The following is a 20,580-nucleotide window of genomic DNA, read 5'->3' as shown; positions in this document are numbered from 1 at the left end:
GCGACACCGGGTGGGTGTCGCGTTAGAGCGCCAACTCGGCACGGGAAGGGATCCACGGCTGCCACAGCAGTGGCATGCCGGCCTCTTCCGGTGTTCGCGAGCCCTTCTTCTCGTTGCACCCGGAGTGCGCGGCGACGGCGTTCAGCCACTCGCCCCGACCACCACGTGATCGTGGAATCACGTGGTCCATCGTGCTTGCGCCCGGCTTACCGCAGTACGCGCAGGTGTACTTGTCACGTTTCAGTACGCCGGCCCGGGTGTACTGCAGTCGCCCGGACGCGTACCGCCACTTCATCACGACGTACCGGACCAGACGCAGTACGCGGGGGAGCGGGAACGGACCGATGCTGGCGCCGTCGTGCGCTTCCTCGACGACGGCGACCTCCCGGACGAGCATCCGGATGGCGTGCGGGATCGATACGACATGAAGCTGTTCGTATGAGGCGTTCAGGACGATCACACCGCTCATCTGGTTCCTCCTCCCATCCAGTGTGCCCGACCAGCGGCTGGCAGGTCGGCGATCTCGGTGTCGGCGGGTACGACGTTGCTTTGCGTGAGCACGCCGTACGTCGGGGTGTCCGGCGGGACTCGAACCCGCTTCCTCCGGGGTCACGTCCCGGTGCATCGACCGCTTCTGCCTCGAACACAGCACGCCCGGCAGGACTCGAACCTGCACTCTCCTGCTTCGTAGGCAGGTGCTCTCTCCAGTTGAACCACGGGCGTTCGAGTGCCCTGCGCCGGATGTGGTGCGGATTTCCGTCGCAGGGCACGTTTGCGGCGCCCGCTCGGCCGGTAGCAGAGCATCCTGCGGGCGCCTGGTCCAGCTGGGAGGACTCGAACCTCCGATCTCCTCAACCCAAATGAGGTGGCCTGGCCGCTGGCCTACAGCTGGTCCTCCCCGGGGCCTGTCGTGGCCCCGGGGAAATTGCGATGAATGTCCAGTTGTCATTGTTCGTGCCGGTATTCGTGAATACCGGAAATAGCATCGGTGGAAGGAGTCGAACCCTCGTGACGCGGGTTTGGAATCCGGTCCGCAACCATTGCGCACCGACGTGGCCCGTAACCGGGCAAAAGAAAAGAGCCGCCTGCTGCCGGTACCCGGCTCAGACGGCTCCTGGAGGTCTCTCCACGCGGAGATCACCCAGGCGGACCGCCTGCACACAGGCTCGGCTCGATGCGGAGCTGGTGGTGATAGATGGCGCTGTCGCACACGGATCGCAGGCATGCCGACAAAGCCATGCGGCCGGGCCGCCAGGCTTTTCTCGGGTTCTGCGCGCCGTACACGATGTCTCCTCAGGGTCTTGGTCCTTGCGGGAATTAGTGTCACCCATCCCCACAGATCAAGTCAACGCATTTCCTGGAACAATTGTTCCGCGAGCTATTTCCTCGCCCGTCCGACGTACGCCGCCACTCACAGGTTCCCCGCTCCCCGTCCCCTCGGTGATCCGGGCCACACACCGCACCCCGCCGTACCCCACTCCCCAGATCCGATTCGGAATCACCCCCTCCGGCCCGCTACACTCTTCCCCGGCACCCGCCGCCTTAGCTCAGTCGGCAGAGCGTCTCACTCGTAATGAGAAGGTCATCGGTTCGATTCCGATAGGCGGCTCCACGCGAACCCCCAGGTCAGAGGGCAGTTTCCTCGCCCGGGGGTTCTGTCGTTCCAGCCCCAAGCGCCCGCCGTGCCCCCGTGGTGCCCCCGATCTTCCGGGCGGCATCCCTGAGGTTCTGGTCGATCAGGTGCCCGTAGAGGTCCATCGTCATGGCCGCCGAGGCGTGCCCCAAGATCCTCTGAACGACCTTCGGGTCAGCTTCCGATCCCAGCCAGACCGACGAGGCAGTGTGGCGCAGGTCGTGGACCCGCAGGGTCGGGACTCCGATTGCCTTGATCGCGGCCGACCAGCGAACAGACCGCTTCCAGTTGCCTTCACTGAGCGGTCCACCATGGGGCGTGGAACAGCCAGGCCCCGTTCACCTTCTCGCCTGCCCACCGGTCAACCATAGGGATCAGCTCGTCGACCAGGGGCACCGTGCGGGCGCGCTTGTTCTTCAAGGTGTCAACGAACAGCTCGCCGAATCCACCACTCGCCAGCATGGCCCGTTGGAGCCGGAGACCTCTGCCTGGCACCCACACTCGGTCGCCAGCTTGCAGGCCTGCCATCTCACCCCATCGGAGACCAGCCAATCCGAGGACGAGCACTAGCTCCGCGTAGCGGCCCTGGCAGGCGGCGGCGAGTTCGTAGAGCTGAGCCTCCGTCGCCTGACGCGGTTTGTCCGCACGGGCTTCCTCCATCGGAAGGCGCGACGCTCGTCCGCCAGGTGATCTGCGACAGCCGAATGCACGGGTCGCGGCACAGCGGGCAACGAAGGCGCGCGCCTGTGCGTCTAATAGAAGGGGCCTGGAAGGGGGAGAGACATGTCGCGCACTACAGGGGATGCGGTTCGACGGGTTGGACTGAGGCTGGGGTGTGTCGTGATCACGCTGGCACTGGCCAGCGGTTGCCAAGCACACAGCACACATAGCAGCACAGCTAGCATCACAGCGCACGTCGCTCTCTTCGGAGGTCCGGTGACGCCAGCCGGCGGGATGGCTCTGAACGGCGCACCGGCGGTCGGCGTCAACGTGACCGCGACGGCGGCCAGTGGAGCTACTTGGACGGCCACCACCGACACTCGAGGCGAAGCGACGCTAGTCGTGCCACCCGGCTCATACGAAGTCTTCTCGAACGCCTGCGGCGCCAAGCACGTCGTAGCCCACGCCGAGACTGCCACGGCTCTGTCGATCGAGTGCCAGGTCGCGTGAGTGACACCAGCCTCAGCGCGCGGCCTGGCGCGCCTTGCCCGACATCCGCTCATCGGCTACTTGCCTCGGTTCGTCCCGTGGGCGCGGCAGACTTCTAACCTGTCGTACATCCGTTGACGAATCACAGTCTGTCCGCACGGGCTCTTGCTGAATTTGGCTCTTATGGATCAAGGCGCGCCTTCGGTGCGCGGCGCGGCGTGCGCATGCGGCCACCCCCAGTTCAGAGACCACTCTCTGAGGCTGGGGGTTCGTCGTTCCCGGGAGACGGGGTCGACGCCCGGCTGAAAACCGGTGGCACGGGGGCCTGCGCAGGGTCACGCTGGAGGCATGCATCTCACCTTCCTCCATGACCCGCGCGGTGAGTGTGTCACGGTGATCCGGCGAGCGGACGGCGCGGAGTTCACTCTCTCCTCCTATTCGCGCAAGCACCGTGTGCCCCACGACCTCGCGCACGCCGTGACCGAACGCGAACTGGGAATGCCCGACGGCATCTTCGGCTGCATCGCAGCAGGTGTGGTGTTCGAGAGCATGCAACAGACAGCGGGCAAGAAGCGCCACGACGCCAAGGTTCGCAGCGCCCGCGTCCTGAAGGCGCCGAACAGCATCGGCATCAGCGAGGCGATCACGAGCGTCATTCACGAAGCAGTCGAGAAGGATCGGGTGACGCCGTACGCCCGGATCCGCGAAATGTGGGGCGTCACCCAACCAGATCCTTGTCCTTACCCGGACGCAGACCTCGACCGCGCCACCGAAACACTGCGCGAACTGAGCCACCGATGGCAGGCGAACTCCGATCCGCTGGTTTTCCCTTGGCCGAAGAGGCTCCAAGCCGCCGGAGCTGGGCGATAGGTCGGATTCCGACAAGCGGCTCCACGAACCCCGCGAGTGCGGGGGCCAGCACCGCCTGAAGGTTGCGAGGCGGAAGGAGATGCGCCAAGGGACCGGTTGTCACCCGCCAGATGCACAGTCGATGCAGGTGCGGACCATCGGACGCGCCTGAAGCCGCTCTGCCGAGATCGGGCGGCCGCAGCGCTCGCACGTTGTGTAGGTTCCAGCCGCGACGCGTGCCAGCGCGGCATCGATCTCCGCCAGGGCCTTCCGGGCCTGCTCGGCCAACGCGCCGAGCTGGGACCGCTCGAACGCAATCGTTGAGCCCTCGGGATCGTGCTCGTCGTCGGCGTTGCTGTCGCGCGACGCAGCCACGACCTTGTCGAAGTCCTCGGTCAGACTCGCCAGGCGGTCGATCGTCTTTTGCCGCTCACGGTCGAGTTGAGCACGCGGATCGTCCATCCACAGAGTCTGTCTCGCGGATCCGTCTCACGCCAACGCACTCCAGTCGGCTTCACTGCAGACAGCCATCGGCGTGGCACTCGATCAAGCGGTGGGCGGGCTGGTGATCCGGCGGGTCGAGACCCCGCCGCGCTGACGACGCGGATGGGACACTGCTGTCATGCCCGACGCTGTGCAAGTGAGCCTGACCACCGAGGAGCGAATGTTCCTTCTGAAAGGGCTAGGTGAGTGGGGAGGTCCCGCTCGATGCACCGACCAGCTCGCGATCGGGATGGGTTTCGAGGGCCGGGACCACTTCCATGAAGCCGTGGCCCGTCTTCGGGAGGCGCTGCAGGCCGGAGAGCCGTTGTCGCATGAGGACTGGCGACGCGTCCTGCTGGAGACCGAGGTCGTGTTCGTCAGCGATGTAGTCGGTTCCGGGTTGGACTGGTCGACTACGTCAGGGATCACGGACTCTGACAGCATCGGCCTGCTTCGGAGCATTCAGCGCAAGATGCCGCGCTGGCGCCCAACGTTTCAGTTCACCCTTGACCGACAGGGCGACGTGGTTATCAGCGAGCCTGAACGCCCGCGCGGCTAGCCTGAATCTGGTGACGCAAGGCCGCTGAGAGATCTCCGGAGAGCCGCCTGGTGCCCGAGTTGTGATCACGTCGGCCGATTCGAGGAGTGGTGTGATGGGGCCGGAAGGCTCGCCGAGTGTGGAGGTTATCGACCTTGCGCCGGGGCTTTGGGTCTGGCGGGTTGAGCATCCCAACTGGAGTGAGGGGCACGACTGGCCGGAAGTGGTGACGAGTGTCTGCGTGGACGCCGGCGCCGAGAGGTGGGTGCTCGACCCGCTGCTCCCGCCGGCGCAGGCGAGCCAGGTGTGGGATCGCTTCGCCGACCGACCGCCCACTGCGGTCGCGGTCCTGATCGGCGATCATCTGCGCGAGACCTGGGACGACCGGACGACCTGGAGTGTCGATGCGCTGGTACGCCGCTATGGGTGCCGCGCCTTCGGCCCGAACGCGTTCGATCCGGAGATGATCGAGAAGGGCGGGCCGCTCGAGACCGACGTACAGACGATCGAGCCTGGTCAGGAGTTGCCGGGAGACCTGGTGCCCTTCCGGGATCCGCGCGGGTGGTACGAGACGCCGCTCTACCTTCCCGACCACAAGACTCTGGTGTTCGGCGACAGCATGACGGAGCGAGCTGGATCGTTGCGGGTGTGGATGTCACCCACCCACGAGGAGCGTGCCCTGCCTGACCTGCGGGCGATGCTGGATCTTCCGTTCGAGCGGGTGATCATCTCCCACGGCGAACCCGTCCACACTCGCGAGGCGTTCGAACAGGCCCTGGAGCTTCCCCCGTGGCCGGCTACGTCTCTGCACATTTCTGCCTGGCGCGGAGACCTCGAACAGGTCCGCAAGCTGGTGGAGAGCGGCGCCGATCTGACGGCGCGGTCCGACACTTCCGGCGAGACTCCGCTGGACTGGGCCGTCAAAGCCTCCCGTGCGGAGGGCGCGAGCAAGTCCACGTACGACGACGTCATCGCCTACCTCAAGTCAGCGATGAAGACGGGGGATGGCGGCGCTACCGGAAAGAAACCGTAAACGTCTTCCGGCAGAGTCTGAGGCAGACGGAAGGTACCGACTCTGAGAGGAAACAGCCTTGAGCGAGCTGATCGCGGAACGTGCCCGGCAGGCGATCGTCGAGTACACCGGGCGGCTGGCGGATTCAGCCGCCACGGCCGGACCTGACGCGCCCGTGCCGACCACCCCGAAGTGGACCGTGACCGACCTGGTCGAGCACGTCGGGCAGACCCAGCACTGGGTCGCGGAGATCATCGAGCGGCGCATCGTCGACCCCACCCAACTCCCCACCGAGTTGGCCGTACTCCCAACCGATCCCAGCAAATGGCAGGCGTGGCTGTCGGAATCCGCACAGCGGGTCGCGGACGCGTGCTCCGACGAGGCGCTCGAGGCGCCGGTGTTCAACGCCGCGGGCGACGAGCGGTCCGGCGCGCAGTTCTGGATGACCAGCATGCTCAACGAGTCGGTCGTCCACGGCTTCGACGCAGCCAACGCGGTCAACTCAGCCAACGCAGCCGACATCGACGCCGACATCGCAGCCGAGCTCATCAGCAACCACCTCAACATGCTCACCTCACCCACCTGGGAGATGCGGCGATCCGAGTCCGCCCACGCCATCCGTGGTACCGGCCAGACCCTGCAATGGCTGGCCACCGACACAGACACCGACGCGGGCGCTTGGCACGTCGTACGGCGACCAGACGGGGCAACCTGGCAGCCCGGAGTACACGAGGCGGATGTGACGATGACCGGCCCGGCCGGATCGCTGCTGCTGACCATGACCCGGCGGCTCCCGCTCACCGATCGCGAAGACACCGGCATCAGCATCGACGGCGACACCGACCTCGCCCAGCACTGGCTGGACAACACGGCCCACGTCACCGATTGACCGGTGTTAGCGGAGCGCCTTGGCCAGCCGGGTGAGGCCGTCGGCGATCTCGACGGGGGTGTGGGTGGCGAATGACAGGCGCAGCGTCGTCGGATCCGGCTGGCCGGCGAAGAACGGAGCACCCGGGACATAGGCCACGTTGTGGGCGATCGCTTGCTGGAGCAGGGCGGTGGCGTCGTGGCCGGAGGGCAGGTGAGCCCAGACGAACATGCCGCCGTCCGGGCGGTTCCAGCAGCTGCCGGCGGGCAACGCGTCCGCCAGTCCGGCGAGCAGGGCGTCGCGGCGCTCGCGGTAGGCGTTGCGGACGGTGGCGAGGTGCGCGTCCAGGTCCGAGTCGGCGAGGTACCGCGCCGCGGCAGCCTGGTCGACCGTCGATGTGTGCAGATCCGCGGCCTGCTTGGCGATCTCGCAGGCACGCCGCAGCGCGGCCGGGCCGCGCAACCAGCCGAGTCTCAGCCCCGGGGCCATCACCTTGGAGAAGCTGCTCAGCAGCACCGTGCGGTCCTCTGCCCCGGCACAGCCCGCGACCCACTGCACCGGTTCGCCGCTGAACCGCAGTTCGCCGTACGGATCGTCCTCCACAATCCATAGCCCGCGCCGCGCCGCGACCTGTGCGACTGCGCGCCGGCGTGCGAGCGGCAGCGTGCGGCCGGTCGGGTTCTGGAAGTTGGGCACCAGATAGAGCAGTTTGGGCTGCTCCGTCGCGACGAGCGCGTCCAACGCATCCGGCAGTACGCCGTCCGCGTCGGAGGGGACCGGGACGATCCGCGCGCCCGCTAACCCAAAGCACTGCAGTGCTGCGAGATAGGTCGGGTCCTCGACCAGAACCGTGTCGCCAGGCTCCAGCAGAGCCGAGGCCAGCAGCGACAAACCCTGCTGCGAGCCCCCGGTGATCAGCAGGTCCTCGGGGTCAGTCGGCAGGCCGCGCGTACTGAGCCGGGCAGCCACGGCAGCGCGCAGCGAGGGGTCGCCCTCGGTGGTCGAGTACTGCAACACCTGCCGAGGCGATTCACGCAGTACTGCGTCGTACGCCGCGCGAATGCCCGCCGCGTCGAAGAGCTCGGGCGCAGGCAGGCCGCCCGCGAACGAGATGACCTCTGGCCGTGCGGTCAGCGCCAGAATCTCCCGGACGGGGGACCCACCCACCTCGGCTGTGCGGGCTGCGAGAGCGGGGACCGCGGCGGCTCGGATCGTCATCTACCCACCCTACGAAGCCCCTCTTCCTCCGCCAGGGAGTTTTCACGATGCGGTTCCTTGGATCTCGCGAGCCACAGCCCGGTGAAGACGGCGGTGGCCAAAGTGACGCCGCCGGCAGCGAGGAAGGCGCTGTTGAGGCCGGCCTCGAAGGAGGCACCGCCGGATTGCCGGGTGCGGACGATGGCGCCGAGTACGGCGACGCCGAGCACCGCGCCGATCTGCCGGGTGGTGCTGCTGATGCCTGATGCGAGGCCGCCTTCCTGCGGGTTGACTGCCTGGATGGCGGCTCCCGTCAGTGGGGACATGGTCAGGGCGAACCCGATGCCGACGACTCCCAGTCGCCACCACACGTTCCCGTAGCCGGTGTCGGCGTACACCATGCCGAGCGCCAGCAGTCCCAGGCCGGCCAGGGCCAGGCCGATCGTCACCACGATTCGGAAGCCGTACCGGGCGGCGAGCCGGCCAGCGAACGGGCTGACGATCACCATGGCGAGGGTTGCCGGCAGGGTCTGCAGACCGGCGCGCAGGATCGAGCTGCCTTGGACGTACACGAAGAACTGGGAGAAGAAGAACGACGAACCCATCAGCGCGAACCCCACCACGACCATTGCGGTGTTGGACACGGTGAACAGCCGCTCCCGGAACAGTCGAAGCGGCAGCATCGGAGCGGTACGACGTGCTTCGACGGCCACGAAGGCGGCGACCAGGATCACCGCGGCGGTGAAGCTGCCCAGAATCACCGGCGATGTCCAGCCGCGGGCACCGCCCTCGATCAGCCCATAGGTCAGGGTTCCCACGCCCAGAACGGATAGCGCCGTACCCGGGACGTCGATCGCGGGGGCGTTCGGATTGCGGGCCTCTTCCAGGCTGCGCAGACCGACCAGCAGGAGAACCACGCCGACGGGCAGATTGACCAGGAAGATGGCGGGCCAGCCGAAGGCCTCTGTTAGTACGCCGCCGGCCACGGGGCCTGCGGCCAGACCGATTCCGCTGAATCCGGCCCACAGTCCGATCGCCTTGATTCGTTCTTGCGGCACGGGATAGGCGGCGGCGAGCAGAGCCAGCGAGGCGGGGCTTAGCGCCGCGGCCCCGATGCCCTGCAGCACTCGGCCGGTGACCAGCCAGCCGATCGAGGGCGCGAGGCTGCACATGACCGATGCGGCGGTGAACACTGCCACGCCGGTCAGGTACACCCGCTTGCGGCCGAACCGGTCCGCGAAGACGCCGCCGGACAGCAGGAGCATGGCGACCAGTAGTACGTACGCGTCGACGATCCACTGCAGACCGGTCAGCTGAGTGTGCAGCCGGTGCTGCATGTCAGGCAGCGCCGCTCCAACAATCGTGTTGTCGAGCAGGACCATGAATTGGCCGAGGCAGGTCACCGTGAGCAGTACGGCGCGATTCGGTGCCGGCGATGTGGCCATAGGGATTCCTCTCATCGACGCTCTAAAGCAGCTCGGGGCTGCGTTAGGAGAGTGTAGAGAGGGTCGCCTCGCAAACGCAAGTCGTGCCTGCGTTAAGGTGGGAGGATGAACGAGCCACAGCGAGCCCGGCGGCCCGGCGGGCGCAGTGCCCGCGTCGCCGCGGACGTGCACCAGGCCGTCACCGACCTGATCAACGAGCGCGGCTACGGGAACTTCACCGTCGGCGACGTCGCAGTCCGCGCGGGCGTGGCCGACAGCAGCATCTACCGCCGCTGGGGGAACCTGGCGACTCTGCTCACGGACGTGGCGCTCACCCGCCTCAACGCGCAGTCGCCGATGCCCGACACCGGGAGCCTGGCCGGCGACCTGCGCACGTACGCGGCCCAGGTAGCCCGCGAGATCACCGGCCCCGACGGTCTGGCATTGCTACGACTGGCAGTCGCCCTGTCCAGCCACGGCAACCAGGGCCAGCAGGCAGGCGACGACCTCCTCGTCGAACGCACCCGCCAACTACAGTCCATGCTCGACCGCTCCCTCGAACGCGGCGAGCCCGCCCCCGACGCCCTCGGCGTCCTGGACCACATCCTGGCCCCGATGTACGTCCGCGTCCTACTCGGCGTAGACCCCCTAACCCCGGAGTACGTCGAGGCCCTGGTCGACCGCCTGCTCAGAAGTCTTCATGAGCGCCTGCCGTGAAGCTGATCGACAAGTCGCGATGGTCAGTAACAACGCGGGTACGTCGGTGCGCGCCTACCAGCATCGGCGTGTAGAACCGGGGCCTTTATGGTGGTGCGATGGCGTCGGTGAAGCAGTTCCAGGTCACGTTTGATTGTGCGGATCCTGAGCGGGTTGCTCGGTTCTGGTGCGAGGTGCTGGGGTACGTCGTACCGCCGCCACCCGAGGGCTTCGCCACCTGGGACGACTTCAACCGCTCGCTTCCGCCGGAGGCGCAGGGATCGGCGTTCGCGTGCGTTGATCCCACCGGCGTCGGCCCGCGACTGTTCTTCCAGCGCGTTCCCGAAGGCAAGGTCGTCAAGAATCGGGTACACCTCGACGTACGGGTCGGCACCGGCCTCGTCGGCGAAGAACGCCTGGCCGCACTCGAGGCCGAATGCGCCCGCCTGATCCCACTCGGCGCCGTACGCGGACAACTACTCCTCGCCGACGAGGAAAACGAGTCCTGCCAAAACATGCAAGACATCGAAGGCAACGAATTCTGCCTCGACTGAGCGAAGGTTCAGAGCGGTGACTGGGCTCGTGGCTCGGGTTGTGGATCAGGGGCGGTGGGGGGACCTGGTTGAGTTGTTTGGGCCTAGTGGGGGGACTCGGGGGTGTTGGTGCATGGCTCGGCGGTTGCCTTCGCGGGTGGTCGCTGCGAATGGGGGTGCGGAGAATCGGGCTGCGTTGGAAGGGTTCGTGCGCGCAGGGATGCCGGTGGGGTTGATTGGGTACGTCGATGAGCGGCCGGCTGTTTGGTGTGCGGTTGCGCCGCGGACGGAGTACTACGCGATCGTGCATTCGCGGGTGTTGCCGATCGACGAGCCTGAGAATGAGTTGGTCTGGGCGATCAACTGCCTGTTCGTGAAGAGCGGGTATCGCGGGTGTGGGCTCACGTTGCCGATGGTCGAGGCGGCGGTTGAGTACGCGCGGAGTTCGGGTGCGCGGGTGGTCGAGGCCTACCCGGTCAAGACGATGCCCGGCGATCCGGGGCGCGGTGTGCTGAGCACGTTCCTCGACGCCGGCTTCACGACGTACGCCGAAGAACGCACCACCGCCAAACACAACGTCGTCGTACGTCGCAATCTATGAACGGCTCGGACGAGCGCGCGGCCCGGGCCGAGGCCCGACTGCAGGTTGCGCAGGAGCTGATCAGTGAGCTGGATCTGATCGGGCGTTGGAGCAGGTACGGCGACGTGACGGTCGTCGGTTCGGTCGGGATCGGGCTGGTGGTCGAGCCGGATATCGATCTGGAGATCCGCTCCGACGAGCCGCGAGTCGCGGATGGGTTCGCGGTAATGGGGCCGCTGGCGGAGCTGCCGAAGGTACGGCGGATCACGTACCTCGACGCGCGCGATCGGCACGAGCAGGGGCAGTACTGGAAGCTCGAGTACGAGCTCTCCGATGAGGTCACCTGGACCGTGGACATGTGGGTGTTCGGGTCTGATGTGCTAGGTGGCGGGCCGCTGACGGCGGCGCTGCGGGAGGTGCTGACGCCGGCGAGCCGGGACGCGATTCTCGCGGTCAAGGAGGAGGCGGCTTCGTTAGGGGAGCGGGCGCCTGGGTATTGGCTGTATCAGGCGGTGCTCGATGGTGGCGTGCGGTCGTACGACGAGTTTCGTCACTGGCTTGGGGATCGGAATGTCTACGAGCGCACTGGCTGGTTTCCTGGGGGGTGATGGTTCCGGAAGGGGAGTGTCCGGAATGGGGGTTACGGTGCTGGCATGAGTGAGAATGAGTGGGTTTCGCCGTGGTGGGAGCCGCCGCTTGCGGGGAGTGATGCGGAGCACCTGGTCGGGGCGTTGGATCGGTTGCGTACGACGTTCCGGTTCAAGGTGGACGGGTTGGACGCGGACGGGCTGAACGCGCGGATCGGGGCGTCGTCGATCACGCTCGGCGGGTTGATGAAGCATCTCGCGGCGAACGAGGACTACATGTTCGACGTAAAGTTCCGTGGACTGCCGATGGGCGGGCCGTGGGTCGAGAACGGCTGGCGGGACGACAACGACTGGGAGTTCAACTCCGCGGTCGAGAACACGCCGGACGAGCTGTATGCCCTGTGGGACGGCGCGGTTGCGCGTTCCAGGGAGACTCTCGCCAAGGCGATCGATGACGGCGGGCTCGACCAGCCGGCGGACATCAGCTGGCCGAACGGGCAGCACGCGAGCCTTCGACGCCTGGTCTGCGATCTGATCGAGGAGTACGGGCGCCACACCGGCCACGCCGATCTCATCCGCGAGTCCGTCGACGGCCGAGTCGGCGAGGACCCGCCGAGCGACTGGAAGCCCGTCGGCGCGAAGGCGACCTGACCGGCGGGCCCAGAGGTGCGCGACGTGACCGGCGGGCACTAGAGGCGGACTGCCAGGCCATCACAACTGGCGCCGACCGAGTCGGCGCACGCTCAGCGTGGGTCGACTGCGGCAATTGTGATGGCGTGCGGGTCCGGCATTACTTGATCCGTTGCAGGGTTCCGTCCGGCGAGACGCCGACGACGGTTGTGACGCCGTCGACCTTCAGGTTCACCAGCATGCGGGAGCCCTGCCAGGAGGTCGTGTACGAGACGGCCGCGTTGGTCCGGGTCGGCACGATCACGGACAGGATGTTCGCCGTACGCCCGGAGCGGTTGAACTTCACCACCGGCGCCGGCAGCCGTTTGTCGATGGTCAGGTAGTGCCACCCCTGAATCGGATCCTGCGAACCGCTCGTCACCTCGATCGGCGTCGTCTGCTGCTGGAACGGGATCTGCAACAGCGTCGTCTTCACCCGATCACCCGGCCGGGCGGCCACCGCGCGATCGTTGCCGCCGACAACCACCTTCTGGTCCGACGGCAGGTGCCACAGCGTCGAGTAGTCCTGGTCGGCCGCCGACGTGCCGCGGTCCAGCACGACCATCAGATCCGGGTCCTTCAGCACCAGCACGTCCCTGGTCCTGTCGACGCCGGCGCCAGGAGCATCGCGAAGCTCGTAGTACTCCGACGTTGCCTGGAGCGACGACCGTGTCAGCGCAGTATCCGGATGCCCGGTCGCCGACTTCACCGTCAGCTCGTTGTGCGCGAACTGGCTCTTCGCCCAGAACCGCCAGTCGTCCATCTTGTACCCGGCATGCCCGCCGTCGATCAGGATGTCGCGCCCGTGAGAGGTGTACGTGACCGACGTGTGGTCGTTGTGCCCGTGCAGCTTCTGCGTCGGCCCGAACCGGATGCTGTACGTCGACTCCTGGGTGAACGGCCGCGTCTCGCCCCACCCGGTCCGCCCGAAGATGTACCCGGCGTCGAAGATCCCGATCCGCTGCGTCGGCCGGATCCCGCTCTTCCCGAGCGTCCCGGCGTACTCGAGGACCGTCCCGGTGACCGGCGTCGTACGGACGACCTCGGAGTCGCCGAGCTGCGGCAGGTTCCCGAGCGAGTTGGTCGCGAGCGCGAGCCATTTCGCCAGCTCCCGGCGCCGCGCGTTGATCGTCGTACCCGGATCGACACCGCACTTCTGCAGCGCGTCGATCGCCCGCCCCCAGAGCAGGTAGTTGAACTGCGCGTACGCCGTCGACTGCTCGTTCGTCGAACCCTGGGTGTCGATCGAGGTCCTGATCGCACCCGTCAACCGGCCGACCGCGACCTGCTTCAGATCGTTCCGCTTCAACGTGCATCCGATCCCGAACAGCGCGAGGCTTTCGTCGGTGCCGTGGTTCCAGTCGCCGCTCCAGTTCTTCTGCAGGAACCATGCGTGATCCAGCAAAGCCTTGTCCAGCCAGGCGTACGTCAGCGGCAGTCGGGCGACGTGCAGCCCGGACAGGACCGCTTGCCGCAGGCAGATCAGCACGTTGGCGCGGTGCATGGTCGACTCGTACGCACCGATGTCGGACTTCCACGAGTACGGGTTGTCGTTGACCCAGTCGTGCGCGATCGCGCTGACCCGTTGCAGCGCTCGCTTGTCACCCTTGGCTCCGGCGGTGATTCCTTGCCCTAGCCAACGAAGTGAGTGCAGCCACATGTACCAGCTCGGGTTGTTGTCCGGGTTCAGCCGCCAGTTGATGTTGCCCTTGCCGTCGCCGATCTTGGTCGGCGGCGTCGTACCCCAGGTGTAGGTGTCGCGGTAGAGGTTGGCGACCGGGTTCGCTTGGTCGATACCGCTGTACGGCGTGCAGGTGTAGGTGTTCTGCTTCGCCGGCGTCGGCGGGGCGGTCGGTGGTTCGGCTGTGTGGCTCACGGTCGGGTCCGGCGCGGCCTCCGGCTTGGAGCCGCCCCACGGGACCACCAGGACGGCGGCGAGTACGGCGGCGCTCAAGAGTAGCGCGATCGTGAGTCGCAGCGTCGTACTGGTCGTTCGCAGATGTCTCGCGGGCATCGTTCGTCCTCACCGCACGCCCCAGGACGTGCTTATTCTGGCCTAGACCTGAATTCGGGCAGGGCGATCCCCGGGACATGTGGTCTGGTGGTTTGTGTCGCTGCTTCAGACTCGGTCCCCCCGAGGTCTGATTTGTTCCCCTGCCTTATAGATGTCCGGAGGGGTCAGAAAAGTTGCGTCGGATTCGGGGCTTGAGGCAAGGATCGTTGAGCTAGCGCTTGGCGGCGCTGTCCTGGAGGGCGTCGACGATCAGCTGGTTGCGGGCGTTGCCGCCGAGGGGGTTGGTGGTGTGGACGCCGTCGCGCAGGTACGGCGCCGGTCCGCTCGGTCGGGAGGCGAGGAAGTCGGACCATCCGATGATCCGCAGGTTCGGGTGGTTCAGCGCGGCCTCGTCGAGCTGCTGGTTGATCCAGGCGCTGTTGGCAAGGTCCGCGTCCCGTACGGCGGCCGGCTGCTTGGTGCGGCCGGCGTACACGTTCACCCAGTACACCGTCCGGTTCGGGCCGGCGATCTTCATCGCCCGCTCGACCTGCGCCGCGAACGCGGGCGGGTCGAAGATGTCGTTCGTACCGACCGCCATCACGATCCGCCGGGGCAGACCGTAGTCACGCGACCACTCCGCGAGTGCGTCGACCGCTGCGGACGTCGGCTGACCGGACCAGTCGTGAAACGCGATCGAGTCACCAGTACGGTCCGCCAGCAGTCGCTCCAGTCCCGAGCTGTCCTGTACGGCGATGCTGTCCCCGAACAGGAAGATCCCGTCGAACGCCAGTACGTCGCGGATCTGGTCCTCGCTGGAGATCCGGCGGATCAGGTTCTGCCAGGGGCCGAGCGTGCCCGATCCGTAGAGCCCCGGCCCGACCGTGGGTACGGCGTACGAGCCGGTGCCGTCGGCCGTGGTGTCGGCGTCGGTCGTCCGCGGCTCGAGTGCGACGAGCAGTCCGCCGAGCAGCGCCAGTACAACCAGCGTCACGATGATCGCGGCAAGGGATCCGAAGAACGCCCGTACCGCCGACACCGGTTCTCGCCCAGGTGGTTTCTGGACATGTTGCAGCATCTGGACGCCCCCCAGCCGGAATCGCCTTTTCCTTACACCTACATGACGCGGTGACCCCCGAATCCGCTGCATGCATCCCCCAACCCCCACGCATTAGATGCCAACCTGGACCGATTGGTTGTCATCCGGCGTTCAGTGCTTGAGCGTGTACCCCTCAGACGTCAGCCGGGCCCGAAGGTCCTTGACCTCGTCCCGGTACACCCCTCGCCGCCGCGGTTCCCCGTCCTCGGCAGCCCGCTTCCTCTTCCGCCACCACCGCTTCATTTCTCCAGCATCCCCGAAGACTCAAGCCACGGATAGATTTTCGGCCATGCCGGAATCAGACACGTGCAGTACGACGCTCGTTCGCGAGCTACGGCACGTGGTCGCTCGACCACATCGGGTAGGCCGCTGAGATTCAGCCGGCGCGTTCGGCGTCGCTGCGTTCTACACAGAACTCGTTGCCTTCGATGTCCTTCATCGTCACCCAGCCGCGGCCGTCGGGGACCCGGTGGTCCTCGTAGATGGTGCCGCCGAGGGACAGGATCCGCTCGACCTCTTCGTTGCGGGTGCGCTCGGTCGGGCCCCAGTCGAGGTGCACCCGGTTCTTCACGGTCTTGCCTTCGGGGATCGCGATGAACAGCAGCGCGGGAACCGGCGCCGGCGCCTCGATCAGTACTTCGTCGTCACCTGGCGCGTCGCCGTCGGCCACCGGCCAGCCGGTCACTTTGCTCCAGAACTGCGCGAGTTCATAGGGGTTTCCGGCATCGATGGTGATGTGTCGCAGGATCATGCGGAGACCTTAACCGGATGGCCGGTTGCAGGGCCTCGCGGACTGTCGGTGGGCAGGTTTACTGTGCGGACATAGCGCCGTACCAGAGGGTCCGGCCAGTTGGGGGAAGGAACGATTCGATGGCATCCCGGCTCAATCCGTACATTCAGTACAACGGGGACGCGCGCGCGGCGATGGAGTTCTACCAGGGGGTCTTCGGCGGTGAGCTGTCCACGAACACCTTCAAGGAGTTCGGCGCGGGCCACGGCCCGGAGGACGACGACCTGCTGATGCACGCCCAGCTCGAGACGCCGAGCGGGTTCACCCTGATGGCGTCCGACACGCCGCAGGGCATGCCGTACAACCCGGGTGAGAACATCTCGATCAGCCTGAGCGGCGACGGAGACGAGCTCCGCGGGTACTACGAGAAACTGTCCGCCGACGGCGGCAAGGTGACGATGCCGCTCGAGAAGCAGATGTGGGGCGACGAGTTCGGCATGGTGGCCGACAAGTTCGGCATCAACTGGATGGTCAACGTCGCGGCCGGCTGACCCGCACCGTCGCCTCGCCCGGGGTCAAATCCAGTACCTCGGGCGGGGTCGGCGCGGCTAGCTTGGCTCCATGGGACTCAACGACCTGCTGTACGACCCCATCCGGCACAACAACTGGGCGACCGGAAGCCTGATCGAGTTCTGCCGTGCCCAGAACCTCACGGCCGAGCAGCTGGAGATCACCGGCGTCGGGACGTTCGGCGGCATTCTCGCGACCCTCGATCACATCGTCCGGTGCGACGGCAGCTACCTCCGCCGGATCATCGACCGTCCGCTCGACTTCGTGGACGCCGAGCCGGCGGCCGACCTGGAGTCCCTCGGACACTGGAACAGCGAAGCCGGCGCGCTCTGGGAGGTGTTCCTCACCCAGCCGATCGACGTCGAACGCGTCATCATCGTCGACAACAACACTCGCGGCACCCGGGTCGGCATCTTCATCGCTCAGGCGATCAACCACGCCAACCACCACCGCGAACAGGTCTGCGCCATCCTCACCGGCCTCGGCATCGAACCGCCGGACATCCAGGCCTGGGAGTACGCCTGGGAGTCCGAGCGGATCTGGGACCTGCCGGCTACTGGCGTTACTGGTTGACGACGGCCGCCATCAGACCGGGCTGGTAAGAGCCGCCGAGCTGGTTGAGGGTGACGGCCATCCGGTTGGTCGCGTTGATCATCGCGATCAGTGTCACCAGCGCGATGAGCTGGTCCTCGTCGTAGTACTTCGCCGCTCGGGACCAGGTCTCGTCGGAGACGCCCTCGGACGCGTCCGCCAGGCGGGTGGCCTCCTCGGTCAGCGCCAGGGCGGCCTGCTCCTCCTCGGTGAACACCGTCGAGTGCCTCCACCCGGCGACCAGGTTGATGCGAGTAGTGGTCTCGCCCGCGGCTGCGGCCTCTTTCGAGTGGATGTCGATGCAGTGGCCACAGCCGTTGATCTGGCTGGCCCGAAGCATCACCAGGTCCTGCGTCGCGTGCGGCAGCGACGTCTGCTGCAGCAGGCCGTGTACCGCGAAGAGCCGCTTTGCGACCTTGGCGCCGAACTCGCTCTGCATCATGTCGATACGGGGTTCCATCGTCTTCGTCCTCTTCGTGAGATCTACTGGATGACCACGAGATGCCGCCGGCGCCACTGCCGTGACGGTCCCAGAACGTGACGAGCGCCATACTGAACGAGGTGTCACAGATGTCCGGTGACCGGCATCTGGTGGTGAGACCCGCGCGTACAAGGAGCCCAGCCATGACCGGTACCGACAAAGCCACCGAGTCTTTCGTTGCCCATCGCAACCTCCTCTTCACCGTCGCCTACGAACTCCTCGGCTCGGCCGCGGACGCCGAGGACGTGCTCCAGGAGACCTGGCTGCGCTGGGTCGGCGTCGACCTCGACACGGTGCTGGACCACCGCGCGTACCTGGTCCGGATCGCCAGCCGGCAGGCCCTGCAACGCCTTCGCACCCTCGGCCGCCGCAGGGAGTCGTACGTCGGACCGTGGCTGCCCGAACCGCTGCTGACCGCCCCGGACGTCGCCGACGACGTCGAACTCGCGGACAGCGTCTCGATGGCGATGATGCTGGTCCTCGAGACCCTCAAACCGACCGAACGCGCCGTCTTCGTCCTCCGCGAGGTCTTCGGCCTCGAGTACGACGAGATTGCCGAAGCCGTCGACAAGAAGCCGGACGCGGTCCGCCAGATCGCCCACCGGGCCCGCTCCCACGTGGCAGCCCGCCGCCCCCGCGGCGTCGTCTCCTCCGACCAGACCCGCAACGCGCTGGCCGCGTTTCAGCGCGCGGTGAACACCGGCGACCTACAAGGCTTGGTGGACATCCTCGCCCCCGACGTGGTCTTCCTGGGCGACGGCGGCGGCGTTGTCCAAGCCCTCCCACGCCCGGTCGTAGGCGCCGAGAAGGTAGGCCGTCTCCTGGCCATGGCCATCACCCGCCTGGCGGACGCTTCCCTCGAGGTGACCCAGATCAACGGCCAACCCGCCCTCATCCTCCGCTTCGGAGCCGAGATCGACACCGTCACCGTCCTGCACGTGGACAACGGCCTGATCGCCGGCATGTACTCCGTCCGCAACCCGGCCAAACTGTCCCACCTGGGCGAGGAGATCTTCCTGACCCGCTGAGTTTTACGCCGTAACGACGATCTCCAGCGGCGCCGACCGCATCGGCCCGCTGTCGGTCATCGGCGCGACGACCAACGACCATCGCCCCGGCGGTACGGCGTACCGGCCGGCTCTGGTCAGGCTCGATCCAGAACTCGACCCGCTTCGCGTCCTGCAGGCCGACGTACCGCCAGGCCATCACAACTGGGGTCCAGGCGACGACGGCTTCGCCTGGCGGGCTCCCAAACACTGCAGTGTGATGGCGTGGACGTCCGCAGCCCCTTGGATTCAGGGGTTGCGGTGGGCGGTGAGTCGGGTGAGGCCGAGGGTTTGGCCGGCGTCGGCTTGGAGCATCTGGGCTTCTTCGCGTCCCGGCGTACCGCTGTCCTGGTCGCATGCTTCGTTCCACTGCAGCCAGTCTCGCCACCCGTCGGGCAGCCGGTCCGCGACCTCGACGGTAACCAGGCCGGTCTTCTCCCAGTGCCGCCGCCACCAGTCAGGGCTGTGCCAGGCGCAGAAGTCCCACTTCCAGTACGGCGCGAGATGCGGTGGCGGAAGCGCCTCGTACTCCTCGGCAAGACCGGGCTGACTGATGCCAAGCTGACCGCCGCGCTTCACGAACCGCGAGTAGTAGCCGAGATAGAGGTCGTCGGTGCCGAAGTAGTGGTACGCGCCGATGCTGATCAACGCGTCGAAGAACTCCTCCGCGAACGGCAGGGTATGGGCTTCCGCGTGGATCGGGTGAATCAGGTCTTCAACCTGCGCCTCGACCACGCGGCGCAGGTTCTCGTCGGGCTTGACCCACAGGTCGGTCGCCCACACCTCAACCCCGAACTCCTTGGCCAGGAAGATCGAGCTCAGCGCGGTGCCACACCCCATGTCGAGCACCCGCATACCAGGCTCGAGCCGCATGCACTCGGCCAACGCCTCCGCCTGCCAGACAGGATTAGGCCCCATCCCACCGTCAACCATCCACCGCCCCGAGTACCCACCAGACCGCGGGTACCGCTCGTTCCTCAGCAGCAGGTCCAGCTCGGCATCATCCACGCACCTGGACTTTGCTGCACCACCCGCGACCACGCAAACGGATATCCGGGCTGGTTCGGGTCAGGCTGGGGTGAGGAGGCAGAACTCGTTGCCTTCCGGGTCCGCGAGGACCGTCCACGGGACATCGACGTCGATAGCGGTGGCGCCGAGGGTCCGCAGTCTGGCCGCCTCTGTCTGTACGTCGTCACCTGGGTACGGGCGGAGGTCGAGATGGACTCGGTTCCAGACGGTCTTCACGTCGGGTGTGCGGACGAACTTCAGGCATGGGCCGACGCCCTTGGCGGAGCGCAGTACGGCGTTGTCGTCGGTCACCGTGTCCAGAGTCCAGTCCGTGGCCTCGCCCCAAAAGCGGGCCATGGCTCGCGGATCCGCGCAGTCGACCACCACCGCGGCGATCGGTCCGGTGTCTTGGTCGAGCGGGTCCAGCACGCAGAACTCGTTGCCCTCCGGGTCGGCCATGACCGTCCAGGGGACGTCGCCCTGGCCTACGTCGGCGGGTGTTGCGCCGAGATCCTTGAGGCGCGTGACCAGTTCCGCCTGATGGGCCGCCGAGGTGGTGGCGAGGTCGACGTGGACGCGGTTCTTCACCGTCTTGGGCTCCGGAGAGACGACGAGGTCGAGGCAAACGGCGACGGGGTCGGGGTAGACGAAGCCCTCGGGCTCGAGGTTGGTCACGCCGGGTCCCTCGCTGGAGACATTCCAGCCGAGCGCCTCCGCCCAGAACCCGCCCAGCACGGAGTCGTCCCGAGCCTTCATATTGATCTGAACAAGCCGCGTCGCCATGCCGCAGATGCTAACGGCGGCCCGACACACCAAGCTCAGCCGCACACATCCCGGCCGCCAC

25 protein-coding genes and 4 tRNA genes are annotated in these 20,580 nt (G+C 66.9%); 14 read left to right on the top strand and 15 right to left on the bottom strand.

From position 1 onward, the window contains the following. Positions 1–22 precede the first annotated feature (22 nt). From EV650_RS20680 to EV650_RS20670, 4 genes are all read right to left on the bottom strand, one after another. Positions 23–469 (bottom strand): HNH endonuclease, encoded by a 447-nt coding sequence (locus EV650_RS20680; protein ID WP_134120688.1) that lies wholly within the window; start codon positions 467–469, stop codon positions 23–25. A gap of 104 nt (positions 470–573) precedes the next feature. Next, positions 574–647, bottom strand: a tRNA-His gene (locus EV650_RS40400). Positions 648–649: 2 nt separating this feature from the next. Then, positions 650–723, bottom strand: a tRNA-Arg gene (locus tag EV650_RS20675). Positions 724–816: 93 nt separating this feature from the next. Continuing rightward, a tRNA-Pro gene (locus EV650_RS20670) sits at positions 817–892 on the bottom strand. 644 nt (positions 893–1,536) lie between these two features. Here EV650_RS20670 and EV650_RS20665 point away from each other — a divergent pair. Further along, positions 1,537–1,612 (top strand) — tRNA-Thr (locus EV650_RS20665). A 14-nt stretch (positions 1,613–1,626) separates the two neighbouring features. Here EV650_RS20665 and EV650_RS41490 read toward each other — a convergent pair. Together EV650_RS41490 and EV650_RS20655 are read right to left on the bottom strand one after the other, a co-directional pair. After that, complete coding sequence (locus EV650_RS41490) at positions 1,627–1,881, bottom strand: tyrosine-type recombinase/integrase (protein WP_439648816.1); 255 nt, start codon at positions 1,879–1,881, stop codon at positions 1,627–1,629. 46 nt (positions 1,882–1,927) lie between these two features. Next, positions 1,928–2,293 (bottom strand): tyrosine-type recombinase/integrase, encoded by a 366-nt coding sequence (locus tag EV650_RS20655; protein WP_134120687.1) that lies wholly within the window; start codon positions 2,291–2,293, stop codon positions 1,928–1,930. Between the two features lie 276 nt (positions 2,294–2,569). Between EV650_RS20655 and EV650_RS20650 the strand changes: the two genes are divergently transcribed. Continuing rightward, positions 2,570–2,803 (top strand): carboxypeptidase regulatory-like domain-containing protein, encoded by a 234-nt coding sequence (locus EV650_RS20650; protein ID WP_134120686.1) that lies wholly within the window; start codon positions 2,570–2,572, stop codon positions 2,801–2,803. A 327-nt stretch (positions 2,804–3,130) separates the two neighbouring features. Beyond that, the gene (locus tag EV650_RS20645) at positions 3,131–3,652 is read left to right on the top strand and encodes a hypothetical protein (protein WP_134120685.1); all 522 of its coding nucleotides are present in this window, start codon (positions 3,131–3,133) and stop codon (positions 3,650–3,652) included. 99 nt (positions 3,653–3,751) lie between these two features. Here the strand turns inward: EV650_RS20645 and EV650_RS20640 are convergent, their stop codons facing one another. Next, positions 3,752–4,093 carry a TraR/DksA family transcriptional regulator gene (locus tag EV650_RS20640; protein ID WP_134120684.1) on the bottom strand — a complete coding sequence of 114 codons (342 nt, stop codon included), beginning with the start codon at positions 4,091–4,093 and terminating at the stop codon, positions 3,752–3,754. Between the two features lie 160 nt (positions 4,094–4,253). On the opposite strand from EV650_RS20640, the gene EV650_RS20635 reads away from it, so the two are divergent. The 3 genes from EV650_RS20635 to EV650_RS20625 all read left to right on the top strand — a co-directional run bounded on the left by EV650_RS20635 (position 4,254) and on the right by EV650_RS20625 (position 6,553). Next, positions 4,254–4,673 (top strand): hypothetical protein, encoded by a 420-nt coding sequence (locus tag EV650_RS20635; protein WP_202874788.1) that lies wholly within the window; start codon positions 4,254–4,256, stop codon positions 4,671–4,673. A gap of 94 nt (positions 4,674–4,767) precedes the next feature. Then, positions 4,768–5,685 (top strand): ankyrin repeat domain-containing protein, encoded by a 918-nt coding sequence (locus EV650_RS20630; protein WP_134120683.1) that lies wholly within the window; start codon positions 4,768–4,770, stop codon positions 5,683–5,685. A 58-nt stretch (positions 5,686–5,743) separates the two neighbouring features. After that, positions 5,744–6,553, top strand: a complete 810-nt coding sequence (locus EV650_RS20625; protein WP_134120682.1) for a maleylpyruvate isomerase N-terminal domain-containing protein — start codon at positions 5,744–5,746, stop codon at positions 6,551–6,553. A 6-nt stretch (positions 6,554–6,559) separates the two neighbouring features. On the opposite strand, the gene EV650_RS20620 is transcribed toward EV650_RS20625, so the two are convergent. Further along, positions 6,560–7,750: an aminotransferase-like domain-containing protein gene (locus tag EV650_RS20620; RefSeq protein WP_134120681.1), complete on the bottom strand. Its 1,191-nt coding sequence runs from the start codon at positions 7,748–7,750 to the stop codon at positions 6,560–6,562. Next, positions 7,747–9,174, bottom strand: coding sequence for an MFS transporter (locus EV650_RS20615; RefSeq protein ID WP_202874787.1), 1,428 nt, complete (start codon positions 9,172–9,174; stop codon positions 7,747–7,749). Before EV650_RS20615 ends, EV650_RS20620 begins: the two co-directional genes overlap by 4 nt. Before the next feature lie 105 nt (positions 9,175–9,279). Between EV650_RS20615 and EV650_RS20610 the strand changes: the two genes are divergently transcribed. The 5 genes from EV650_RS20610 (at position 9,280) to EV650_RS20590 (ending at position 12,200) form a co-directional block, all read left to right on the top strand. Continuing rightward, positions 9,280–9,870 carry a TetR/AcrR family transcriptional regulator gene (locus EV650_RS20610; RefSeq protein ID WP_134120679.1) on the top strand — a complete coding sequence of 197 codons (591 nt, stop codon included), beginning with the start codon at positions 9,280–9,282 and terminating at the stop codon, positions 9,868–9,870. A 98-nt stretch (positions 9,871–9,968) separates the two neighbouring features. Next, a complete protein-coding gene (locus EV650_RS20605) occupies positions 9,969–10,403 on the top strand; it encodes a VOC family protein (RefSeq protein WP_134120678.1) in 435 nt (144 codons plus the stop codon). Between the two features lie 205 nt (positions 10,404–10,608). Then, complete coding sequence (locus EV650_RS20600) at positions 10,609–10,983, top strand: GNAT family N-acetyltransferase (protein ID WP_166678226.1); 375 nt, start codon at positions 10,609–10,611, stop codon at positions 10,981–10,983. Next, positions 10,980–11,570 carry a hypothetical protein gene (locus EV650_RS20595; RefSeq protein ID WP_134120676.1) on the top strand — a complete coding sequence of 197 codons (591 nt, stop codon included), beginning with the start codon at positions 10,980–10,982 and terminating at the stop codon, positions 11,568–11,570. The genes EV650_RS20600 and EV650_RS20595 overlap by 4 nt, the downstream gene beginning before the upstream one ends. A 45-nt stretch (positions 11,571–11,615) precedes the next feature. Beyond that, complete coding sequence (locus EV650_RS20590) at positions 11,616–12,200, top strand: mycothiol transferase (protein ID WP_134120675.1); 585 nt, start codon at positions 11,616–11,618, stop codon at positions 12,198–12,200. Between the two features lie 139 nt (positions 12,201–12,339). On the opposite strand, the gene EV650_RS20585 is transcribed toward EV650_RS20590, so the two are convergent. From EV650_RS20585 to EV650_RS20575, 3 genes are all read right to left on the bottom strand, one after another. Continuing rightward, positions 12,340–14,232 carry a heparinase II/III domain-containing protein gene (locus tag EV650_RS20585; RefSeq protein WP_134120674.1) on the bottom strand — a complete coding sequence of 631 codons (1,893 nt, stop codon included), beginning with the start codon at positions 14,230–14,232 and terminating at the stop codon, positions 12,340–12,342. A 211-nt stretch (positions 14,233–14,443) separates the two neighbouring features. Then, a complete protein-coding gene (locus EV650_RS20580; RefSeq protein ID WP_202874786.1) occupies positions 14,444–15,250 on the bottom strand; it encodes an SGNH/GDSL hydrolase family protein in 807 nt (268 codons plus the stop codon). A 436-nt stretch (positions 15,251–15,686) separates the two neighbouring features. Next, on the bottom strand, positions 15,687–16,061 hold the full coding sequence (locus tag EV650_RS20575) for a VOC family protein (protein ID WP_134120673.1): 375 nt from the start codon (positions 16,059–16,061) through the stop codon (positions 15,687–15,689). Positions 16,062–16,180: 119 nt separating this feature from the next. On the opposite strand from EV650_RS20575, the gene EV650_RS20570 reads away from it, so the two are divergent. Both EV650_RS20570 and EV650_RS20565 read left to right on the top strand, forming a co-directional pair. Further along, a complete protein-coding gene (locus tag EV650_RS20570; protein WP_134120672.1) occupies positions 16,181–16,591 on the top strand; it encodes a VOC family protein in 411 nt (136 codons plus the stop codon). Positions 16,592–16,661: 70 nt separating this feature from the next. Next, positions 16,662–17,183, top strand: a complete 522-nt coding sequence (locus EV650_RS20565; RefSeq protein WP_134120671.1) for a DinB family protein — start codon at positions 16,662–16,664, stop codon at positions 17,181–17,183. Here EV650_RS20565 and EV650_RS20560 read toward each other — a convergent pair. Continuing rightward, positions 17,173–17,661 (bottom strand): carboxymuconolactone decarboxylase family protein, encoded by a 489-nt coding sequence (locus EV650_RS20560; protein ID WP_134120670.1) that lies wholly within the window; start codon positions 17,659–17,661, stop codon positions 17,173–17,175. The genes EV650_RS20565 and EV650_RS20560 overlap by 11 nt on opposite strands. Before the next feature lie 164 nt (positions 17,662–17,825). Here EV650_RS20560 and EV650_RS20555 point away from each other — a divergent pair, with 164 nt between their 5' ends. Continuing rightward, positions 17,826–18,710: an RNA polymerase sigma-70 factor gene (locus EV650_RS20555; protein WP_134120669.1), complete on the top strand. Its 885-nt coding sequence runs from the start codon at positions 17,826–17,828 to the stop codon at positions 18,708–18,710. Positions 18,711–18,977: 267 nt separating this feature from the next. Here EV650_RS20555 and EV650_RS20550 read toward each other — a convergent pair whose 3' ends face one another. Both EV650_RS20550 and EV650_RS41100 read right to left on the bottom strand, forming a co-directional pair. Beyond that, positions 18,978–19,736: an SAM-dependent methyltransferase gene (locus EV650_RS20550; protein ID WP_202874784.1), complete on the bottom strand. Its 759-nt coding sequence runs from the start codon at positions 19,734–19,736 to the stop codon at positions 18,978–18,980. Positions 19,737–19,796: 60 nt separating this feature from the next. After that, positions 19,797–20,519, bottom strand: a complete 723-nt coding sequence (locus tag EV650_RS41100) for a VOC family protein (protein WP_134120668.1) — start codon at positions 20,517–20,519, stop codon at positions 19,797–19,799. Between the last annotated feature and the right edge of the window lie 61 nt (positions 20,520–20,580).

The sequence above is a fragment of the Kribbella kalugense genome, assembly GCF_004365875.1.
GTDB lineage: Bacteria > Actinomycetota > Actinomycetes > Propionibacteriales > Kribbellaceae > Kribbella > Kribbella kalugense.
The sequence above is the reverse complement of the archived record's forward strand: the minus strand, read 5'-3'. Positions and strand labels throughout refer to the sequence as shown.